Genomic DNA, 19943 nt, shown 5'->3' with positions numbered 1-19943 from the left:
AAGCGGCGTTCCGGGATGAGGACGCCAGGATGAGGGAAGGATAGAAACGATGAAAATCAAGCGATTCGTTGCGCCGGACATGCGCCAGGCCATGCGCCAGGTAAGGGACGAGCAGGGTCCGGACGCCGTGATCCTCTCCACCCGCCGGCTGGACGACGGCATCGAGATCATCGCCGCGCTCGATTACGACGAGGCTCTGGTGCGTGAAGCAGGTTTCGGCTTCGACCAGCCCAAGCGCGAAGAACCGCCGATGCGCGCCGTCCTCGACGAGGCCGGGCGTGCCGCGCGCATCGACCAGGCTCGTGCCGCGACGGCCGCCGCCGTCGAGCGCGCTGCGAAGTCGGGTGCCCCTGCCAACGGCAACGCGCCGCAGCGACAGTCGAGCGCGGCGCTGGCCGCCAGCGTCGCCGACGTGGTGCGTGCCGCCACCGTGGTGCCGAACAACGACGCCGCCGTGAACGGCGTGCGCGCCGAAATCAACAACCTGCGCGAGATGCTCGAGGTGCAGCTCTCCACGCTCGCGTGGAACCAGATGGATCGCGAGCAGCCGCTGCGTGCCCGCGTACTGCGCGAGATGACCCGCCTCGGCATCGACGGCGACGTGGCCCGCGCGCTCTGCGCCGAGCTGCCGCCCGGCATGACCCCCGACCAGGCGCGTTACCTGCCGCTGGGCCTGCTCTCGCGCAACATCCGCACGAGCGGCCGCAACTTCGACACGGTGGGTGGCGGCGTCACGGCGCTTGTCGGCACCACCGGCGTCGGCAAGACCACCACGATCGCCAAGCTCGCCGCGCGCGCCGTGCTGCGCCATGGCGCATCGAACGTTGCGCTGATCAGCGCCGACCAGTACCGCATCGGCGCCGGTGCCCAGCTCGAACATTACGGCCGCCTGCTTGGCGTGCGCGTGTTCAATGCCCACGACGCCACCAGCCTGCGCAACGTGCTGCTCCAGTTGCGCGGCCGGCACACCGTGCTCGTTGATACCGCCGGCCTGGCCGGCAACGATCCCAAGCTGCAGCAGCAATTCGAAACCCTGCGCGCTACGTCCGACGTGCGCGTATGCCTTGTGCTGGCGGCCAATGCGCAGGCGCAGGCCATCGACAGTGCCATTCGCGCCTACGCGCCGCTGGCACCGCAGAGCGCCATCCTCACCAAGCTCGACGAGGCGCCGTTGATTGGTGGTGCACTCTCGGCCCTGATCCGCCACAGCATGCCGCTGGACTACACGACGGACGGGCAGCGCGTGCCCGAGGACATCGCCTCGGCGGACGCGCGCAAGCTGGTCTGTTTCGCGGCCCAGCTGCTGAAGCAGCACAACGAAGAACCCGACGACGCCTTGCTGGCCGAACGTTTCGGCACGGCGACCGCCGCACTGGCCTGACGGCCCCACGGAACACAGACAGAACACATACGGGCAGTGACTTCCTTCATGAGCACACACGTCGATTCCACCCAGGCCGCCGGCCTCAACTGGCTCGCCGACCGTCGTCCCACCCGCAGCATCGCGATCGCGGGCGGCAAGGGCGGCGTCGGCAAGACCACGGTGGCGGTCAACCTCGGCATGGCGCTCGCGATGGGTGGCCGTGACGTCCTCCTCCTGGACGCGGACCTCGCCATGGCGAACATCGACGTCCTGCTCGGCCTGCAGCCCACGCGCCACCTGGGCCACATGCTGGAAGGCGACTGCCGCATCGAGGATCTGATCCTCGAAGCCGCTCACGGCCTGAAGGTGATCCCGGCCACGTCCGGCACGCGGCGCATGGCGCAGCTGCCGAACATCGAGCACGCCGCGGTCATCCGGGCGTTCGACGAATACCCGCTGGCTCCGGAGTACCTGATCGTCGATACCGCCGCCGGCATCTCCGACAGCGTGTCGATGTTCGCGGCGGCCTCGGACGAGGTGGTGGTGGTGGTCTGCGACGAACCCGCGTCGCTCACCGACGCCTACGCGCTGATCAAGGTCATGAGCCGCGAGTTCGACGTCAACCGCTTCCGCATCGTGGCGAACATGGTCCGCCACGCCCAGGAGGGCCGCCAGCTGTTCGAGAAGCTGTCCCGGGTGACCAATCGCTTCCTCGACGTGTCCCTGGATTTCATGGGCATGGTTCCGCACGACGAATACCTGCGCCAGGCCATCCGCCGCCAGTCGGCCGTGGTCGACGCATGGCCGAGCAGCCGGTCCGCGGTCGGATTCAAGAATCTGGCCAGGTCGGTCGATACATGGGGTGAACCCGAACCCCGGGCACAGGGTCGCATCGGCTTTTTCGCCGAGCGGTCCCACTTGGGAGGAGGGCTGCCACTGTGAGCGTCGCGACCGAATATCTGGAAATCACGCGTATCCCGGCGGATCAACTGGTAAAGACCCACGCGCCGCTGGTGCGCCGTATCGCCTATCACCTGATGGGCAGGCTGCCGCCAAGCGTGGATGCGAACGACCTCATGCAGGCCGGAATGATCGGACTGCTCGAGGCCGCAAGAAATTACTCGCCGACTCGCGCGGCCAGCTTCGAAACCTATGCGGGTATCCGCATACGTGGCGCCATGCTGGACGAACTGCGCAAGACGGACTGGACCCCGCGCTCCGTCCACCGGAAGTTGCGCGAGGTGGCGGAGGTGACGCGGCAGATCGAAAACGAGACGGGTGGCGACGCCGAAGACGCCGAGGTGATGAAGCGGCTGGGCATCGACGCCATGGAATACAACCAGATCCTGGCGGACGCGGCGAGCGCGCGGTTGTTGAGCCTGACGGCGCCGGAAGGCGACGAGGGCGCGGCGATCGACGTAGCCGATCCGGACGCGACGGGTCCGGAAGGCATGTTCGAGCAGGAAGGCCTGCGGGACGCCCTGGCGCAGTCGATCGACGGGCTGCCCGAGCGCGAAAAGCTGGTCATGTCGCTGTACTACGATGAAGAACTCAACCTGAAGGAAATCGGTGCGGTGCTGGGTGTGAGCGAGTCGCGGGTGTGCCAGATCCACGGCCAGGCCCTCATTCGCCTCCGTGCACGCATGTCGGGTTGGAAAGACAAGCATTGACGAACGCGCAGTAGCAAGGCGGAGATAAGTTTTGGACAAGAACATGAAGATCCTCGTGGTGGACGATTTCTCCACCATGCGACGCATCGTCAGGAACCTCCTGGTGGAACTGGGTTTCACCAACACCCTGATCCAGGAGGCCGAGGACGGCAACGCCGCATTGGCACTGCTGCGCGCGCAGCCGATCGACCTCGTGGTCACGGACTGGAACATGCCGAACATGACCGGCATCGACCTGCTCCGCGCCATTCGCGCCGACGCGGCCCTGAAGTCGCTGCCGGTGCTGATGGTCACCGCGGAAAACAACCGCGACCAGATCATCGCCGCCGCGCAGAGCGGCGTGAACGGCTATGTCGTCAAGCCGTTCACCGCGGTCACGCTGAAGGAAAAACTCGACAAGATCTTCGAACGACTCGCTGCGGCCGCGGGCTAAGGAACGACGATGAACACCATGCTTTCCACCGGCCACGACGTGGCACCCGAACTGCGCGAGCTGCTTGGCGCCGACGATCCGGCCGCCTTCGAGCAAGCGCTGGACAACCTCCTGCGCACGCGCGAACAACACCTGTTCCTGGCGCTCGGCCACCTCGCGCGCGACCTGCACGAGTCGGCCCGCCGCCTCGCGGCCGACATTTCCCACGACGGCGTGCCGGGCAACATGAGCGATGCGCGCAAGCACCTGCGCGACGTGCTTGAAATGAGTTCGCAGGCGGCCCATCGCACACTCGACTTCAGCGAAAAGCTGCGTCCTCAGGCCCAGGCGCTCGCCCGCCAGGCCGATGAAGTGCTGGTGCTCGACCAGGCCGATCCGGCCTTCGCCACCAATGCCACGGCGCTCGCCGTGCGCGTGGGCGACTTCGCGCAAAGCTGCGACATCGGCTTCGGCGAGATGGTCGAAGCCCAGTCGTGGCAAGACCTCTCCGGCCAGCGCGTGGCCCAGGTGGAGGCCTTCATGGCCAAGGTCGAGTCCTCGCTGGTGGAACTCGTGCGCCTCACCGGCTCGCTCGCGGGCGGGTCGGCGCCGGCCGCCGACAAGGTCAGCCAGGACGAAGTGGATCGCCTCCTCAGCGAATTCGGCTTCTGAGCGCCCTATGAGCGTGGAGCTGGACAACGAGCTGCTCAACGTCTTCCTGATCGAGGCGCGGGAACTGCTCGAGAGCCTGGGCGAGCAGCTCGTGGACCTCGAGTCTTCGCCGGAAGACGCCGAACTGCTGAACGCGGTATTCCGCGCGTTCCACACCGTGAAGGGCGGTGCGGGCTTCCTCGGCCTCAATCCGATGGTGGAGCTCTGCCACCGCGCCGAGGATCTCCTGAACGAGGCGCGCAACGGAGCCATCGTGCTCAACGCGGGCTTCATGGACGCCTTGCTGGAGTCGCTCGACCTTCTCAACGACATGATGCGTGCCGCCGACGGCGGCATGCCGATCGATGCCGCGCCGCGTTCGCTGCTCGATCGCCTGCTCATTCCGGGCCGCGCCGTATCGGCGCCTCCGGTGGCGCTCACCGCACCGGTGGCCGCGCCCGCCGCCGGCACCGTGCCGTCGCGCCCGTACGATCCCATCGAAGACGAATTCGAGGCGATGCTCGACGCCGCGCGCAGTGAGCGCGAGCCCGCGCCTGCTTCGTCGGGCACCATTTCCGACGACGAGTTCGAGGCGCTGCTCGATTCCCTCTACGGTACCGGGGCACCCGGGGCCGAGCCGGATGCATCCGAGACCATGGCGCCGGTCGTGGCTGCCACGCCGGCACCGGTCGCGGCAGACCCCAACGGCATCAGCGACGACGAGTTCGAAGCGCTGCTCGACAGCCTGCACGGCACCGCCGCGCCGGGTGCGGCCGCCGTCGCCGCCACGGCGGAAGCGGCCGTCGCCGCGCCGCCTCCGGTGGCTCCGGCTCCGCAGGCGGCTCCCGCGCCTAAGGCCGCGCCCGCTCCGGCGACCGAGAAACGGCAGGCCTCTACGGCCGACACCACCGTTCGCGTCGACACCCATCGCCTCGACGGTCTCGTCGATGCGGCAGGCGAGCTCGTGCTGGTGCGCAACCGCCTCACCAGCCTCGCGCCGCGCGGCACCAACGATCCGATGGAACGTGCCATCGGCGAACTCGAACGCGTCGCCGAAGACTTGCAGAACGCCGTGTTGCGCATGCGCATGCAGCCGGTGGGCAAGCTGTTCTCGCGGTTCCCCCGCATCGTCCGCGACCTGGCGCGGCAGCTCGGCAAGGAGATCGAGCTGGTCACGGAAGGCGAGGACACCGATATCGATCGCACCGTGGTGGAGGCTCTCGCCGATCCGCTGGTGCACCTGTTGCGCAATGCCGTGGACCACGGCATCGAAATGCCAGACGTGCGCGCCCGCGAAGGCAAGCCGCGCGGCGGCACGGTACGGCTGGCCGCTGGCCAGTTCGGCGACCGCATCGTCATCACGGTAACCGACGACGGCAAGGGCATGGATCCGGAGGTCCTGCGCCGCAAGGCCGTCGAAAAGGGCCTGATGGACGAGGAACAGGCTGCCCGTCTCGACGAGCGCGAGTGCTACGAGATCGTGTTCCGCCCGGGCTTTTCCACCGCCAGCCAGGTCTCGGATATCTCCGGCCGTGGCGTCGGCATGGACGTGGTCAAGACCAAGATCGTCGAACTCGGCGGCACGTTGTCGATCGACTCGCGCGTGGGCCACGGCAGCACGGTGCGGCTGTCCGTGCCGCTCACGCTGGCCATCCTGCGCGTGCTGATGGTGCGCGTGGGCAATCGTCTTCTTTCGCTGCCGCTGTCGAACGTGGCCGAGGTCTTCGAGCTCGTGCCCGGCCAGATCCAGGAACTGGACGGCCGCATCGTCGCGTCGCATCGCCACCGTGCGCTGCCGCTCGCCGATCTCGGCCGCTGGGCCGGTGCGGCGGGGAAGGGCGGCCACGTCGTCGTGGTGCAGATCGGCCACCAGACGCTCGGTTGCCTCGTTGACGAAGTGCTCGGGCGCGAAGACGTCATGGCCAAGCCCCTCGGTCCGTTCCTCAAGGACGTGCCGGGCGTGGCCGGCGCCACCATCACCGGCGACGGCCGCATCTCCCTCGTGCTCGACCTCGCGGGTCTTGCCGACGATGGCGACCAGGTCCTGCCCACACTGAGGATGGCTGTCTGATATGGATATCGTGAGCGTCGTCGGCACGATCCTGGCCTTCGTGGTCATCATCCTGGGCACCATCCTCAAGGGGTCGAGCCTCGACGCCTTGTGGAATCCGGCCGCGTTCATCATCGTTTTCGTCGGTACTTTCGCGGCGCTGCTCGTGCAGACACCGGGCGCGGTGCTCAAGCGCGCCTGGAGCATGCTGCCCTGGGTGTACCGCCCGCCGGATATCGAGTCCGAAGACCTCGTCAGCCGCATCGTCGGCTGGAGCGAAATTTCCCGGCGCACGGGCCTGCTGGGCCTGGAGCCCGCCATCGAGCGCGAAACCGATCCCTTCATTCGCAAGGGGTTGCAGCTGCTCGTGGACGGCACCGAACCGGACGCCATGCGCTCCGTGCTCGAAGTGGAGGTGTTCGCACGCGAACATACCGACATCGAGGCGGCCAAGGTTTTCGAGAACGCGGGTGCCTATTCACCCACCATGGGCATCATCGGCGCCGTCATGGGCCTGATGTCGGTCATGCAGAACCTGGCTGAGCCGAGCAAGCTCGGCCACGGCATCGCGGCGGCGTTCGTCGCCACCATCTACGGCATCGGCCTGGCAAACCTGCTGGCCCTGCCGATGGCCTCTCGTCTCAAGGGGCTCGCACGCCGTCGTTCGCAGATGCGCGAGATCCTCGTCGAGGGCCTGGTCTCCATCGCCCAGGGCGACAACCCGCGGCACATCGAGAGCAAGTTGCAGGGATTCCTGTCGTGAAGCGCCGTCACCAAGAGGAGCACATCAACCACGAGCGCTGGGCGATCCCCTATGGGGACCTCATCACGCTGCTGCTCGCGTTGTTCGTGGTGATGTATGCGGTGTCCGCGGTCAACGAAACCAAGTTCCGCGTGATGGCCCAGTCCATCAACGAAGCCTTCAATGGCACCGGCAAGGTGATCGAACCGATCCGCGAGGCGACGCCCGCCGCGCAGGTACCGTTGCCGAACCAGTCGCGCGCGCCCACGGCCGCACCCATCGCGAAGATCGACGTGCCGATCCCGCCGCGCAACCTGCCGCTGCCCGGACATGAAGGCGCGGCACCGGTGCGGCAGGAAAGCTCCAGCGTCAACACGGCGCCGGCGGCGAATACCTCCATCGGCAAGACGGAGGATGCGAGCCTCAGCCAGATATCCGACGAAGTGCAGCGGGCGATGAAGCCGCTGATCGACAAGAGCCTCGTAAGTGTGCGGCAGACGCGCGACTGGCTCGAGATCGAGGTGCGCACGGACATCCTGTTCCCGGTCGGCGTCGCCAGGCTGCAGGGGCCGGCGGAAGACGTGCTGCGCAAGCTCGCCGGCATCCTGGCGCCGTTCCCGAATGCGATGCGCATCGAGGGGTATACGGACAACACGCCCATCGCCACCGCCACGTTCCCCTCCAACTGGGAACTGTCGGCGGCGCGTGCGGCTACCGTCGCGCGTTTGCTTACTCTCAGTGGCGTCGATCCGCATCGCGTCGGCATCATCGGCTGGGGCGAATTCCGCCCCACCGCGAACAACGCCACGGAAGACGGGCGCAATCGCAATCGGCGGGTGCTCATCGTGGTGATGAGCGACAAGGCCGCGCCTGCACGCTTCTACAGTGACGCCGATCGCGTCGACCTCGCGGCGAAGCCGGCTGCGCCGGATGCCGCGGCGCCTGCGACCGACGGCCTCGCCGCGCCCACGGCCGGCGCGGCACGCTTCGCTCCCGCCGCGGAGGCCCACTGATGCGCGTATGGGCGGTTTCCAACCAGAAGGGCGGCGTCGGCAAGACCACGACCACGGTGGCGCTCGGCAGCCTGCTTGCCGAAGCGGGCCGGCGCACGCTGCTGGTCGACATGGACCCGCACGCCTCGTTGTCCGGCTATGTCGGCGTCGAGGGCGGTGCGCACGGCAGCGTTTACGATCTTTTCGGCGTCGGCGGCAATCCGTTGCCCGTACGCACGCTCGTGCACGCGACGCAATGGGATCGCCTCAGCGTACTGCCGGCATCGGCCGCCATGATCACGCTCGATCGCCAGCTGGGCACGCGTCCGGGCATGGGCCTGGTGCTCAGCCAGGCGCTGGCCGAACTCGCCCCCGATTTCGACCATGTGCTGCTCGACTGTCCGCCGACGCTCGGCGTGCTGATGGTCAATGCCTTGGCGGCGAGCGATCGCCTGCTGGTGCCCACGCAGACGGAAGCGCTGGCCCTCGCCGGGCTCGAGCGCATGCTGCGCAGCCTGTCGATGATCGAGCGGTCGCGCGGCAAGCCCTTGCCTCGCACGATCGTGCCGACGCTGTACGACGCGCGCACGCATGCGTCGCGTGCCTGCCTGGCGCAGCTGCGCGAGCAGTACGGCGACGACGTGAGCCAGGCGGTCATTCCCACGGACACCCAGATTCGCGAGGCAAGCGCGGCGGGCGTTCCGCTCGCTTCCTGGCCCGCCGCGCGCCGCGGCGGGCTGGCGTATCGCCAGTTGCTGGACGAACTGCTGGCGCTGCCCGCTGCGGCGGTCACGGACGCGGCGGCGTGATGCGTGCCATGCAAGACGCCGAACAGATCGTCGCGGATTACCTGGCCGAACTGCTGACACCGGCGGTCGCGCCTGCGAAGGTGCCGGCTGCGGAAGTGACCGTCGTCGCTTTCGAGCCTTGGCGCATCATGCCGACGCCGGCGCCGACGCGCGACTCGGCATGTCGTTATCTGCTGTGCGTGGCGGCAGGGGTGAAGCTGGCCGTGCCGATGGCCGACGTGACGCACGTGATACCGATGCCTCCGTTGACGTCGCCGCGTTCCAGCAATCCCATCTGCCTGGGCCGCTGGCGACATCCCAGCGGGGAAGCCCGTGTCGTGGATCTTGCCGCGATCCTCTCGCCGGACCTCAGCGGTTCCGCGGTCATGACGCTGGTGATCCTGCGCGACCGAACCTGGGCGCTGGCCTGCGTGGTGGATGAAGAACCGGTGGAACTCCTGCCGGATGCGATCCAGTGGCGCCTAGGCGCTGCGACGCGTCCGTGGCTGGCGGGCATGTCCCCCGAACCCAAGTGCGGCGTGGTCGACACCACGGCGTTGATCGAATGGCTGGAAAAGGAGCTGGGCCCATGACCCCATCCCAACACGACGGGCAGGGCGCCTGGCTCGGTTTTTCCCTGAAAGGACAGCGTTACGCGGTGTCGCTGGGCAGTGTGCGCGAAGTGATCCGCCCCGGCGACATCACCCCGGTCCCGGGCGCGCCCGAGGACGTGCTCGGCATCGTGAACCTGCGCGGGCAGATCGTACCGGTGCTCGACGGCCGCCGGCGGTTCGGACTGGACACGGCCATCGACGAGGACTCGGAGGATGCGCGCCGCGTCATCGTGTTCGACGATGGCGGCAGCATCGTGGGCATGCGCATCGACGTCATTGGCGACATGCTCACCTTCGACGCGGACGACGTTGCCCCGCCGCCTCCCGGCCGCGCCGAACGCCGCGACGACCCCGTTAGCGGCGTGATCACCCGCGACGACGGGTTCATCGCGCTGGTGGACGTACAGAAGCTCTGCCGCGCATGAAGCGGACGCGGCGGTGACGGGAGTCGCTCCCTCGGTTGGAATTGCGTTACCGTGTGCCGCGACCCAAGGGAGTTTCGCGCCATGAATGCCGCCGTCGGATACGTGTTGATCGCCCTGGCCGTCCTCAACCTGGTCGGCCTCCTCTTCCTGTTCCGCCGGCTCGGCGCGCCGACGCCCGAGGGCCGCGCGACGGAGCGGACGGCGCAGACGGAGCCGTCGACGGTACCCGCACCCGCCGAGGCCATTCCTGCCGACGCCCTCGCCAACATGCTTCGCCGCCTCGAGCACCGGCTCGGCGACATCGAAGACCAGGTGCGCCACCAGCCCACCGTCAATGCCGCGAGCGAGGCAAGCCCGACCAGCGACCGTGCCCTTGCGCTGGCTCAGCGACTCGCACGCCAAGGCGCCACGCCGCAGAACATCGCGGAAACCTGCGGCATTTCCCTGACGGAGGCGGAACTCCTGCACAGGCTGCACGCGCCGCGCTAGGCCGGCCGTTCGTGTACGCTTTGCGGCCGGCATCGAGTTAAAGCGACACCTCATGGCTCTCAAATCCACGGTCTTCAAGGCCGACCTGCAGGTCAGCGACATGGACCGGCACTACTACCAGGCGCACGCCCTGACAATCGCCCAGCATCCGTCGGAGACGGACGATCGGATGATGGTGCGGGTGCTTGCGTTCGCGTTGAACGCCGACGAAGGGCTGGTGTTCGGCAAGGGCCTGAGCTCCGACGACGAACCGGATCTCTGGCGCAAGGAGCTCACCGGCGAGGTGGATCTGTGGATCGAGATCGGTCAACCGGACGAGCAGCGCATACGCCGTGCCGCCGGCCGCGCCAAGCGGGTGATCGTCTACAGCTACAGCGGCCGCAGTGCCGAAGTCTGGTGGAAGAAGACGGCCCCCGCCGTGGCCCGGACGAAGAATGTTTCCGTCGTGGACATCGCACCCGCTACGGTCGAAGCACTGGCTGCGCTCACGCAGCGCACGATGCAGATCCAGTTCATGGTGCAGGACTGCCACGCGCAGGTGATCAGCGGCGATGCGATCGTTCCGATCGAGTTGACGACCCTGGCCTGAGCGGCGCGCGGCCGCCGTATTTATTGCGGTTCGGGCGCGGGCTCGATGCCGCGGTTTTTCGTCATGCGCGCGACCATGAGCACGATCAGCGGCATGAGCATCAGCGGAAGGTTGCTCGGGCCCGGCCACCAGGTGGCGAGGATGCCCGAGAGCAGGGCCATCGCGGGCAGGGCCAGCGCGCGGCGGCGCAGCACGGTGATGACCTCGTCGGTCACGCCTTCCTTGAGGAAGGGTGCGCGCAGGACACGTTTCACCAGGCGATATTGAAGCAGCCCCGCTACCAGCAGGGTGCCCGTATAGAACCATTCCGGTACACGGTCCGTCGGATGCGAACTCATCAAGGCCGACGAGAAAGGCATGAACGCGATGGCCATGAGCAGGAACAGGTTGGGCCATACGACGCCCGGATCGTAATGGCGGACCAGCCCGAAGACGCGATGATGGGCGGCCCAGAGCGCACCCACCACTATGAAGCTGAGGATGAAGCCCACGAAATGGGGCGTCAGCTGGAGGAGCGCCAGTAACCAGGCCTCGTTGCTGTTGTCCGCGGGATGCGGCACGTGGATTTCGATCACCAGCAAGGTGATCGCGATGGCGAATACGGCGTCGGAAAAAAACGTCAGCCGTTCGAGTTGCTGGTCCTGCCCCTGCGACATGCCCTTACACCTCCCCTGAAGGTTGCCGTCGATCATCGCTCCAAGCGGTAATTGAGGCTAGCCCTGCTGAAGTCCGTGGCGTTCTGCGCCTCGAAATTCCACCGGCGGCTGAAGAGGTAGCGGAGGGTGATGACCTGGCCGGGATCGAAGAGACCGACGCCGTAGCTCAGGTACAGGCGGGGGGACAGGTACTTGCCCACGGTGAAGGCCGAGGTGCCGCCCAGTGCGTCGTTGTTGCTGACGCCGATATCGTCTATGCCGATCTTCGAGCCCACGCTCTTCGCCAGCAGGTCGCCCGCGGCGGAACCTAGCGCCTGCGCGGCAGCTCCGACCATGTTGCCTTCGCCACCCTTCACCTGTGACAACGGCTTGCCGGTGACGAGGTAGGAGAGGGCGTCGGACTGTTCCATCACCGGGTTGGAGAACACGGTGAGGATGGGCCGACGCGCCGTGCCTGACACGTAGAGGCCCACCTTCTGGCCTTCGTCGATGGTGGCGTTCGGGTTGAGCGTGCGCGCCGCGCGGATGTTGAGGCCGGGGTTGTCGATGGGCGTGCTGGCGAAGAGCAACTGGCCCTGCTCGATGCGCAGGTCCTGTCCGTAGGCCTTGTAGGTTCCGTCGACGCCGATCTGGCCCTGGCCCGTGGTGGCGCGGCCGGGACGCTCGCGCACGTCGAGCTGGCCGGTAATGCGGCCGTCGATGCCGAAGCCCACGAGGTGGACCTTGTGCCCGAGGTCGACACGGATGTCGGCACTGATCGGCGCGGATTCCTCGGCGGCTTCGCGCTGCTTGTCGTCGACCACGACGACATCGGGCGAGGCCTTGGTGGCACCCGCGCCCGGTAGCCGTTCGACGTCGACGTCGGCCATGTCGATGTCGACCTTGCCGCCGATGTTCATGCCCTTGGCATCCTGGACGATGGTCAGGTTCGGGGAGATCACGGCCTTGGCGGCGGGGATGTCCACCGCGGTGAACTTCGAACCTTCGATGCCCAGGCGCATCTGGGCTCCCTTGCCGAGAGCCGCATGCCCCTTGATCGACAACGCGCCTTCGCCGGAACGAACGGTGCCGTCGACCGCGTAATTTTTCGCGTCCGTGGTGTCGATGCTGATCCGGCCGTCTTTCAGCTTGAGGCCGGCGCTCGGTACTTCCGCCGCGAAACCGCCGACGATGGCCTGGCCGGTGACGGCGGGCGCGGCCACCGTGCCGCCGAGATTGAAATTGGCGTCGAGCGCTCCCTTCACTTCGGCCAGTTCGGCGGTGAAAAGCTCGATGACGGAGAGATTCTTGAGGTGCACGGACACGTTGCCGCCCAGCGCCTGCTGCGCCCCGCTGACCGATACGTTGCCGTCCAGCGTGCCGCCGTCGTTGAGGGACGCACGGAGCGTCACGCGCTGGTTCCCCGGCGAAAGCTGCGCATTGGCAGACAGGTTGTCGTAGACGACCAGCGGGCGGTCCATGCGATCGGCGTAGGCCACCGATCCATGCGCCGAGGTGATGTTGGCCTGTCCGGACAATGCGCCCGCTGCCGTGCGCCGCACATTGCCGTCGCCCTCGATGATGCCTTCGGCGCGCATGGGACTGTTCGACGCCTCGGCGACCGTCATCAGCAGGGCGAGCGGAACGCGGCGCAGCCGGTAGCTGGCATCGAGGTTGCCGGCTTTGTCCTGCTTGGCGGCCACGCAGAGCACCGGGTCGCCAGCCGTGAGGCACAGGTCGCCGACGCTCACCGCGCCGTCGTTCCACGCCAGCTGGGACGGGTTCTGCAACCGCCAGGGCGGTATGCCCTGGTAGTCGATGTCGAGCGCGGAAAGGGTGCCATTCCACGCGCCGTTCTTCATCGAACCGGCAAGGCGCAGGTCGGCCGAAAGGGGACGCCCCTTCGCGTCCACGCTCAACTGGTGGCGCTGCTGGTCGCCGCTTGCCGCGACTACGACGCGGTCGAACACGAGCCCGCCGCTGACGAATTGGGTGCCTATGACGTTGAGCTTGCCGCCTGGCGCGCTGATGTCGGGAATGTCGGCATCGACGGTGAGCGTGTCGATCTTCTGGTCGGCATAGACGATGGCGTTGCCGCGCAGGTTCGCCTTCACCGCGAGCTTCGGCAGGTTGCCCTTGGCCGAGATGTCGCCGACGACGCGACCTCCCGCATCGGGAAGCCAGTCGCCCAGCGAGGCGATGGCCAGCTTCAGCGTGGCGTCGTTGGACGTGTCGCCGCGGGCATCGAGGCGGATCGTGCTGCCTCCGGAGGCGAGGTCGAGTTGGCCGTTGATCACCTCGTGCGGCTTCAGCGTGAGCTTGCCGCTGCCGCGCACGGGACGCTTGCGCAGGTTGCCGTCGAGCTTCCGCAGGTCGAGCGTGCCGAGAGGCTCGTCGTGCTCCATGTGTCCTTCGGTGGCCAGGTCGATGTCCAGTGCGCCGGACCAGTCGGCCAGCAACTGCCCGGGGTCGAATCGCTCGCCCTTGACGTCCAGTTTCCAAGCCAGCGCGGGCCGCAGCGTCAGCGTGCCGTTAGCGGCGAGGTTGCCCTTGGGCTGCTTCAATTGCACGTTGTGCAGGGTGATGAGGTCGGGCTTTCCGTCGACGTCGAGGGCGAACTTGCCGATCTGCCCCGGGGGGCCGATGTCGACGTCGCCTTCGGCGTGGTAGGCCTCCGCGCTGCCCTTGAACGCGAGTTGCCCGGTACTGGCCAGATCCTGCCCCGCGACGTTCGCAGGCACCAGGACATCCTTCCAGGCGAGGGCCAGGTCCGCGGACACCGGTTGCGAGGCGACATCCACCGTGCCCTTAGCGGTGAGCGATCCCTTCACCTGCGGTGAGCCCACGGTCAGTTCGCGCAGCGTGAGGCGCTTGTATTCATGATCGAAGGCGGCATCGATCGGTGCGAGCCGCACGCGGTAATCGTTGAGATCCACGTCGCCGGTGAGGTTGGCACCGTAACGGTCGCCGGTGCCCTGCAAGGCGAGGCCGAGCGATTCGAGCGTGCCTTCGCCCAACAGGGGCGTGGGATCGAAGCGCGGTGCGTCGATCTTCGCGCTCCAAGCGTAGTCGCCACTCTGCACGAGGTTCGCGTCGACCTGTGCGACGAACGGCAGGGCGAGCCTGACGATCGCATGGGCCTCGGTACCGTCGCTATGAGCTTCGACGTCGCCCGCGTAGTCGATATCATCGACCTTCCAGCGGAATGCGGCCTTGCCGTCGCCCCGATAGCCCTTGCCCAGGGCGAGCGTGCCGCCGAGGTCGGCCTGTCCGTCCGGTGCGCGCAGCGCCAGCGATTTCACCACGATACCGTCGCCGGTCCAGGAGCCGGCGAGGTCGAGGGAATGGGATTCGAACAGCGGCTTGCCTTCCTGCGTGACGCGCACGCGGCCGACCTTGACCTTGTCGAGCACGATGTCGAGCGGTGGCTTCAGCGTGAACGGATCCGACGGTTGCGTCTGCGGTTCGGAAGGGCCGAGCGCCACGTCGATGCCGTCGGCGGAAAGGTCGTAGACGTGCGCGCGCTTGCGCAGCAACGAGGCGAACGAGAAATCGATGTGTGCCGTGGCGACGCGGATGTCCATGCCCTTGCCGTCGCGATACCTGACGCCGCCCAGGTCGAGCGGCCCCGCGAGCTTGCCTTCCGCCCTGGCCACGGTGATCGCGTTGTCCGTGAAGGCCTGTGCGCGCGCCAGCGCGAAACGCAGCCCCGATGCCGTACCCAGCAGCCATCCGAGGAAGAGCAGGACGACGAGCAGCAGGGCGACCAGTGTCGCGCCGACGCGGATCGTCCATTTCATGCCGGTACTGCTCATAGGTCGGGCCCGATGACGACATGCAGGTGGATGCCGTGCTCGTTCTTGTCGCCGACGGGCACCGCCACGTCGAAACGAATCATGCCCACCGGCGAAAGCCAGCGTACGCCGAGGCCAGCACCCACGCGAGGGCTGTAATCCGTGCCGGTGAACGCGTTGCCGGCATCGACGAAGGCGGCCATGCCCCAGTTGCGCGTGAAGTAATGCTCGACCTCGGTACTGCCGACAAGGAGCCCTTCGCCACCGATCACACGGTCATAGACATTGCGCGGCCCGATGCTCTCGAAATCGTAGCCGCGCACGGAGCGATCGCCGCCCGCGAAGAAGCGCAGCTGCGGCGGCAAGGCGCTGAAGTTGCTTGTCCAGATCTTGCCTGCGCTGCCGCGCAGGATCAGGCGATTGTTGCCCCAGAACGAGCGGATCCATTTCACGTCGCCGATCAGCTGCGAGAAGCTGGCGTCGGAAAGGAGGGGACCCGCGGTGCTGCGGGCAGTGAGGGTCAGCGACCAGCCCTTGCGTACGAAGGTGGGGTTGTCGCCGCTTTTGCGCGCCAGGGTGATTTCGGGATAGAGCAGCGTACTCCGCCCGCGCTCGAGGCCTTCCACGTTGTCGCCTTCGCCGCCGCGCTTTCCCACGGTGAAGGTGCCGGACAGGGCGTTGATGCCGATGGTGCGTTGCCAGCCGTGCCACAGCCGGGTTTCGTTGGCGACGAGCTGCAAGGTGCGTGATTTCGACGTGACCGTGTTGGCATCGCGGAAATTGGCGCCGAAGTTGAAACTGCGCTGGTTCGGGCCAGGCATGGGGATCTGGTAGAGCGTGGAAAGCGTTTTCAGGCGCTGCGCCAGCACCAGTTCGTTTTTCCACTTGTGCCCGCGGTCGTTGATCCAGCGCTTCTCGATACCGCCGCGCAGGCCCGCGCCGGTATCGGTGCCGAAGAAGGGGCCGCCGGTGTAGATCGTGCGCTTCGCCGGGGCGAGTTCCACGTCGATGTCGATCGTGCCGTCCTTCGCCTTGTCGGTATCCGGAATGACGTTGACCACGGCGAAGTAATCGGCGCCGTTCAATGCCTGCTGCAACTCGAGCAACTGATTCTGAGAGAAATAATCGCCGCTCTTGAACGGCACGTAGCGGTCGAGGAAGCCGTCGCGGAATTGGGAGTTCTTGAAGCGGACATGCCCGTAGCGGTAGCGCTGCCCGGCTTCCCATTTCAGCTTCACGGCCGCGCTGTGTTCCGCGCGGTTCACTTCAACGGTGTGTGTCACCAGCCGTGCGTCGAGGAATCCCGTGGCGGTGAGGGCACCGCTGACCGCATCGCGCGCGCCGTCGTAGGCGCCGTCGTTCATCGGCTTGTCTTTCAGGTTTTCCACGCCGCGCATCGTGCGGCGTACGGCCGGCACCTTGGCCGCGTCGCCGGTTACCTCGATCTGCACCGACGTCACCTGCACAGGAATGCCCGGCACGACGTGCAAGGTGACTTCCCAGTTGGTGCCGACCTGCTTCAGGTCGCCTGTGGCGGTGGCTTCGTAGTAGCCATAGGGCCGCAGCGCGGCCTGCACGTCGTCGGGCGCTTTTTCGTAAAGACGGCGAACCTGCGCGGCGGTGACGTCGCGCTGCGCGTACTGGCCGAGTTCGACGCCGGCGACGACAGCGTTGCGCAGGTTCTCGTCCACGCCGTCGACGTGGAGCACGATGCCCGCCTGGGCGATCGTGGGAAGGAGGAACCACGGCAGAAGCAGCAGTCCATGGCGTCTGGTAAGGCGCATGAGCGTCCCGTTCCGTTCGTGATCCAAGGCCGGGGGTACGGCCGCTGCGCGAGGCGATGGACAGCCTCTGTCGTCAGGTCTTGGCGTAACTTACCGCGCGCGGCGCGCGAGGTCGATACACGAATGTGAACGGTCGCCCGCGCTTGCTTGCCGATTCGGCGTGATGCGCCGCTACGCCTCAGCCCGCCTCGTCGCCGGCGCGGTGCGCGATCCAGGCGCCGACCAGCGCGGACACGTACGGAATCGACTGTGCGGCGAGGATGAACATCCACAACTCGCTCTCGACGTAGCTGGTGCCGTAGTTCAATGCCATGCCCACGATCGCGCAAAGCAGCGCGATGGCCATGAGGCCTTCCTCACGTACCGGGGCGAAGGCGGCGAAACTGCTGCCACCCATGCGCCGGCTCTTGGCCGTGACCACGAATGCCGTTTTTTCCCGGGTCAGGCCATGCAGGATGCCGCGCGCGATGGCGTGGGAAAGGCCCATGCTGGCTACCGACGCCATGATGGTGTCGTACCAGCTGCACGGAACCCGCGCACGGTAGAGCACGATGCCGAAGATGGCCTTCGCGAAGAAGAAGCCGATGACGGGAATCAGGAACAGCTGCATTGGCAGGTTGAAATATTCCGGCGCGTAGATCATGCCGGCGGTCCACAGCAGGCCCATCATCGTGAAGACGAAGTGCAGGGCGTCCGCGAACCAGCTGAACCAGCCCGTGAGGAAGTGGAAGCGTTGGCCTGCCGACAGCGGCCCCTTCCGGGTCATCCAGCTCCAGCGGCCCTTGAGGATCTGCATGGCGCCGAACGCCCAACGGTAGCGCTGGCTCTTGTATGCCTTGAAGTCGGCGGGCGTCAGGCCCTTGCCCATGAGCTCGTCGACGTAAACCAGCTCATAGCCGGCATGCATCAGGCGAAGACCGAGTTCGGCATCCTCGCAGATGGTCCATTCCGACCAGCCGCCGGTGCCTTCCAGCGCCGAGCGCCGCACCATGGTCATGGTGCCGTGCTGGATGATGGCGTTGCGCTCGTTACGATGGTGCATGCCGATGCGGAAGAAGCCGTCGTACTCCCAGGCCGTCATGCGGCGGAAACGGTTCTTCTCGAAATCGCGGTGCGCCTGCGGGCACTGCACCACGGCCACCTTCGCATCGTGGAAATAGCCGGTGAGCGTGGCGAGCCAGTCCTCGCGCACCACGTAGTCGGCGTCGATGACGGCCACGACCTCGGCGCGTTCGTCCGTTGCGGTCAGGCCGAAGTTGAGCGCGCCGGCCTTGTAACCCGGCCACGGTTCCAGGTGGAAGAACCGGAATTTCGGCCCCAGCTGCTTGCAGTATTCCTCCACCGGCTTCCACACCGCCGGGTCCTTGGTGTTGTTGTCCAGCACCAGGACCTCGAAGTTCTCGTAATCGAGCGCGGCCAGGGAGTCGAGGGTGATCTGCACCATCTCGGGCGGCTCGTTGTGGCACGCCAGGTGGATCGATACGAAGGGCTGCTTCTCCACCGGATCGGGCGGCAGCATGCCGGCGTGGCGCACCCAGCTGCGCCGCCACAGCACTTCGGTGAACTCGAAGCCGTTGATCAGCAGGATGCCGAGGATGGCGATCTGCGCGGGGAACAGCAGGATCAACATCGCCCAGTCGAACGGGCCGAGGTAGAAATTGAAGGGGAGGGTGGCCGACCAGACGATCAGGCCGCAGGCCAGCTGGATCAGCGCCATGAAGAACAGGCGCCCCATCAGCTTGAAGCGGCTGAAGCGGATACCGAACCACAGCATGGGGAAGAAGGCGAGGATGGAAGCGGCGAACGCCTTCCACGGCCAGCCCACGTCCTCGGTGACCGGACCGGTGAACGGGAACTTCAACTGGCGGTCGGCGTTGAACATGCCCCAGTAGGCGCCGGTGCGGCCTTCGCCCAGGTTTTCCTTCCACGGCTGGTCGATGGCTTCGAGGACGTAGTAGTCGTCGATGCCGTTGGCCTTGGCCCGGTTGAAGAACGTGCGCAGGAAGATCGCCTCGTTGGAGACGCTGGGATAGGCGTACTTGTAGCGGTCGCCGTTCGACGGCCAGCCGATCTCGCCGATGGCGACGTGCATGCCCGGGAACTGCGCGCGCAGCGCCTTGTAGCTCTCGATGGAGTCGTTGACGCCGGCGCGGGCCTCGATGCCGTTCCAGTACGGGAACAGATGCACCGTGATGAAGTCGACGTGGTCGGCCAGTTCCGGGTTCTGCAACCAGATGTGGAACGGTTCGGCGATGGACACCGGCTGGTGCACGGCCGCGCGCACCCGGTCGAGGTAGGCCATCATCTGCTCGGGCTTCAGGTCGCCGCGGAAGAGCACTTCGTTGCCGACGATCACGCGGCTGATGGTTTTCGGGTAGCGATGGGCCTGGGCGATGAGGGCCGCGATCTCGCGCTCGTTGTTTTCCAGCCGTGCGTCGATGAGGGCGCCGGCCATCACATCGAGGCCTTCCTTGTCGGCCAGGCGGATGACCTGGGGGTTTTCCAGGATGGAATAGGTGCGGATGCGGGGCGAGTAGCGCTTGATGAGGCGCAGATCGCTGTCGATCTCGGGATCGGTGGAAACGTCGCCCTTGATCGGGTTCTGGTAGCGCTGGTACGCGGTGAACGCGAAGCCCGACACCGGGCCGTGCCAGTCGTCAGGGCCGTTGGGCAGGTTTGCGACGAGCCAGAGCCCGAAATTCAGGGCCGCCACGAGGATCGCGAGGATCAGCGCGGCGAGGATCGGATGGCTTCGTTCGGTCGTGGCGGCAGCGCTCAAAACAGTCCCCGGACCGATCGGCCCCCGAGTGGTATCGATGAGGTAACCCGGGGAGCTTAACGAACGGGACGTTACTGCTCAACGCAAACGATACAGGCCGGTCAGGCTGAACTCAGCGTGGAGGGAGGGTCACTCCCTGTGGGAGCCGCTTCAGCGGCGATGGATA

Annotated in this window: 17 protein-coding genes; 13 read left to right on the top strand and 4 right to left on the bottom strand. The window is 66.8% G+C overall.

All coding sequences use genetic code 11. The features are described from left to right. Positions 1 to 49: 49 nt before the first annotated feature. From flhF to ACPYOD_RS04860, 13 genes are all read left to right on the top strand, one after another. Positions 50 to 1381, top strand: a complete 1332-nt coding sequence (gene flhF / locus ACPYOD_RS04920; RefSeq protein WP_481300612.1) for a flagellar biosynthesis GTPase FlhF — start codon at positions 50 to 52, stop codon at positions 1379 to 1381. A gap of 48 nt (positions 1382 to 1429) precedes the next feature. Beyond that, positions 1430 to 2305 carry a P-loop NTPase gene (locus ACPYOD_RS04915; protein WP_481300611.1) on the top strand — a complete coding sequence of 292 codons (876 nt, stop codon included), beginning with the start codon at positions 1430 to 1432 and terminating at the stop codon, positions 2303 to 2305. Continuing rightward, a complete protein-coding gene (locus ACPYOD_RS04910; protein ID WP_481300610.1) occupies positions 2302 to 3033 on the top strand; it encodes an RNA polymerase sigma factor FliA in 732 nt (243 codons plus the stop codon). Before ACPYOD_RS04915 ends, ACPYOD_RS04910 begins: the two co-directional genes overlap by 4 nt. A 31-nt stretch (positions 3034 to 3064) precedes the next feature. Next, a complete protein-coding gene (gene cheY / locus ACPYOD_RS04905) occupies positions 3065 to 3466 on the top strand; it encodes a chemotaxis response regulator CheY (RefSeq protein ID WP_167025309.1) in 402 nt (133 codons plus the stop codon). 9 nt (positions 3467 to 3475) lie between these two features. Beyond that, a complete protein-coding gene (locus ACPYOD_RS04900; protein ID WP_481300609.1) occupies positions 3476 to 4117 on the top strand; it encodes a protein phosphatase CheZ in 642 nt (213 codons plus the stop codon). Positions 4118 to 4124: 7 nt separating this feature from the next. Further along, complete coding sequence (locus ACPYOD_RS04895) at positions 4125 to 6167, top strand: chemotaxis protein CheA (RefSeq protein WP_481300608.1); 2043 nt, start codon at positions 4125 to 4127, stop codon at positions 6165 to 6167. Between the two features lies 1 nt (position 6168). After that, positions 6169 to 6909: a flagellar motor protein gene (locus tag ACPYOD_RS04890; RefSeq protein WP_481300607.1), complete on the top strand. Its 741-nt coding sequence runs from the start codon at positions 6169 to 6171 to the stop codon at positions 6907 to 6909. Further along, positions 6906 to 7901, top strand: coding sequence for a flagellar motor protein MotD (gene motD, locus ACPYOD_RS04885; protein WP_481300606.1), 996 nt, complete (start codon positions 6906 to 6908; stop codon positions 7899 to 7901). Before ACPYOD_RS04890 ends, motD begins: the two co-directional genes overlap by 4 nt. After that, positions 7901 to 8689, top strand: a complete 789-nt coding sequence (locus ACPYOD_RS04880) for a ParA family protein (protein ID WP_481300605.1) — start codon at positions 7901 to 7903, stop codon at positions 8687 to 8689. Before motD ends, ACPYOD_RS04880 begins: the two co-directional genes overlap by 1 nt. Then, positions 8689 to 9261, top strand: coding sequence for a chemotaxis protein CheW (locus ACPYOD_RS04875; protein WP_481300604.1), 573 nt, complete (start codon positions 8689 to 8691; stop codon positions 9259 to 9261). The genes ACPYOD_RS04880 and ACPYOD_RS04875 overlap by 1 nt, the downstream gene beginning before the upstream one ends. After that, a complete protein-coding gene (locus ACPYOD_RS04870; RefSeq protein ID WP_481300603.1) occupies positions 9258 to 9707 on the top strand; it encodes a chemotaxis protein CheW in 450 nt (149 codons plus the stop codon). The genes ACPYOD_RS04875 and ACPYOD_RS04870 overlap by 4 nt, the downstream gene beginning before the upstream one ends. Positions 9708 to 9788: 81 nt before the next feature. After that, on the top strand, positions 9789 to 10196 hold the full coding sequence (locus tag ACPYOD_RS04865) for a DUF2802 domain-containing protein (RefSeq protein ID WP_481300602.1): 408 nt from the start codon (positions 9789 to 9791) through the stop codon (positions 10194 to 10196). A gap of 52 nt (positions 10197 to 10248) precedes the next feature. Then, entirely contained in the window at positions 10249 to 10785 is a 537-nt protein-coding gene (locus ACPYOD_RS04860; RefSeq protein ID WP_481300601.1) for a YaeQ family protein, read from the top strand. A 20-nt stretch (positions 10786 to 10805) separates the two neighbouring features. Here the strand turns inward: ACPYOD_RS04860 and ACPYOD_RS04855 are convergent, their stop codons facing one another. The 4 genes from ACPYOD_RS04855 to ACPYOD_RS04840 form a co-directional block, all read right to left on the bottom strand. Then, positions 10806 to 11441 (bottom strand): TMEM175 family protein, encoded by a 636-nt coding sequence (locus ACPYOD_RS04855; RefSeq protein ID WP_481300600.1) that lies wholly within the window; start codon positions 11439 to 11441, stop codon positions 10806 to 10808. A gap of 32 nt (positions 11442 to 11473) precedes the next feature. Further along, positions 11474 to 15220: a translocation/assembly module TamB domain-containing protein gene (locus ACPYOD_RS04850; protein ID WP_481300599.1), complete on the bottom strand. Its 3747-nt coding sequence runs from the start codon at positions 15218 to 15220 to the stop codon at positions 11474 to 11476. An 11-nt stretch (positions 15221 to 15231) separates the two neighbouring features. After that, entirely contained in the window at positions 15232 to 16998 is a 1767-nt protein-coding gene (locus ACPYOD_RS04845; RefSeq protein ID WP_481300598.1) for an autotransporter assembly complex protein TamA, read from the bottom strand. Between the two features lie 178 nt (positions 16999 to 17176). Further along, positions 17177 to 19777 carry a glycosyltransferase gene (locus ACPYOD_RS04840; RefSeq protein WP_481300597.1) on the bottom strand — a complete coding sequence of 867 codons (2601 nt, stop codon included), beginning with the start codon at positions 19775 to 19777 and terminating at the stop codon, positions 17177 to 17179. Positions 19778 to 19943: the final 166 nt, after the last annotated feature.

The organism is Luteibacter sp. HAY1-4A (assembly GCF_056755355.1).
Note: the sequence above shows the minus strand (reverse complement) of the source record. Positions and strands in the feature narration are given on the sequence as shown.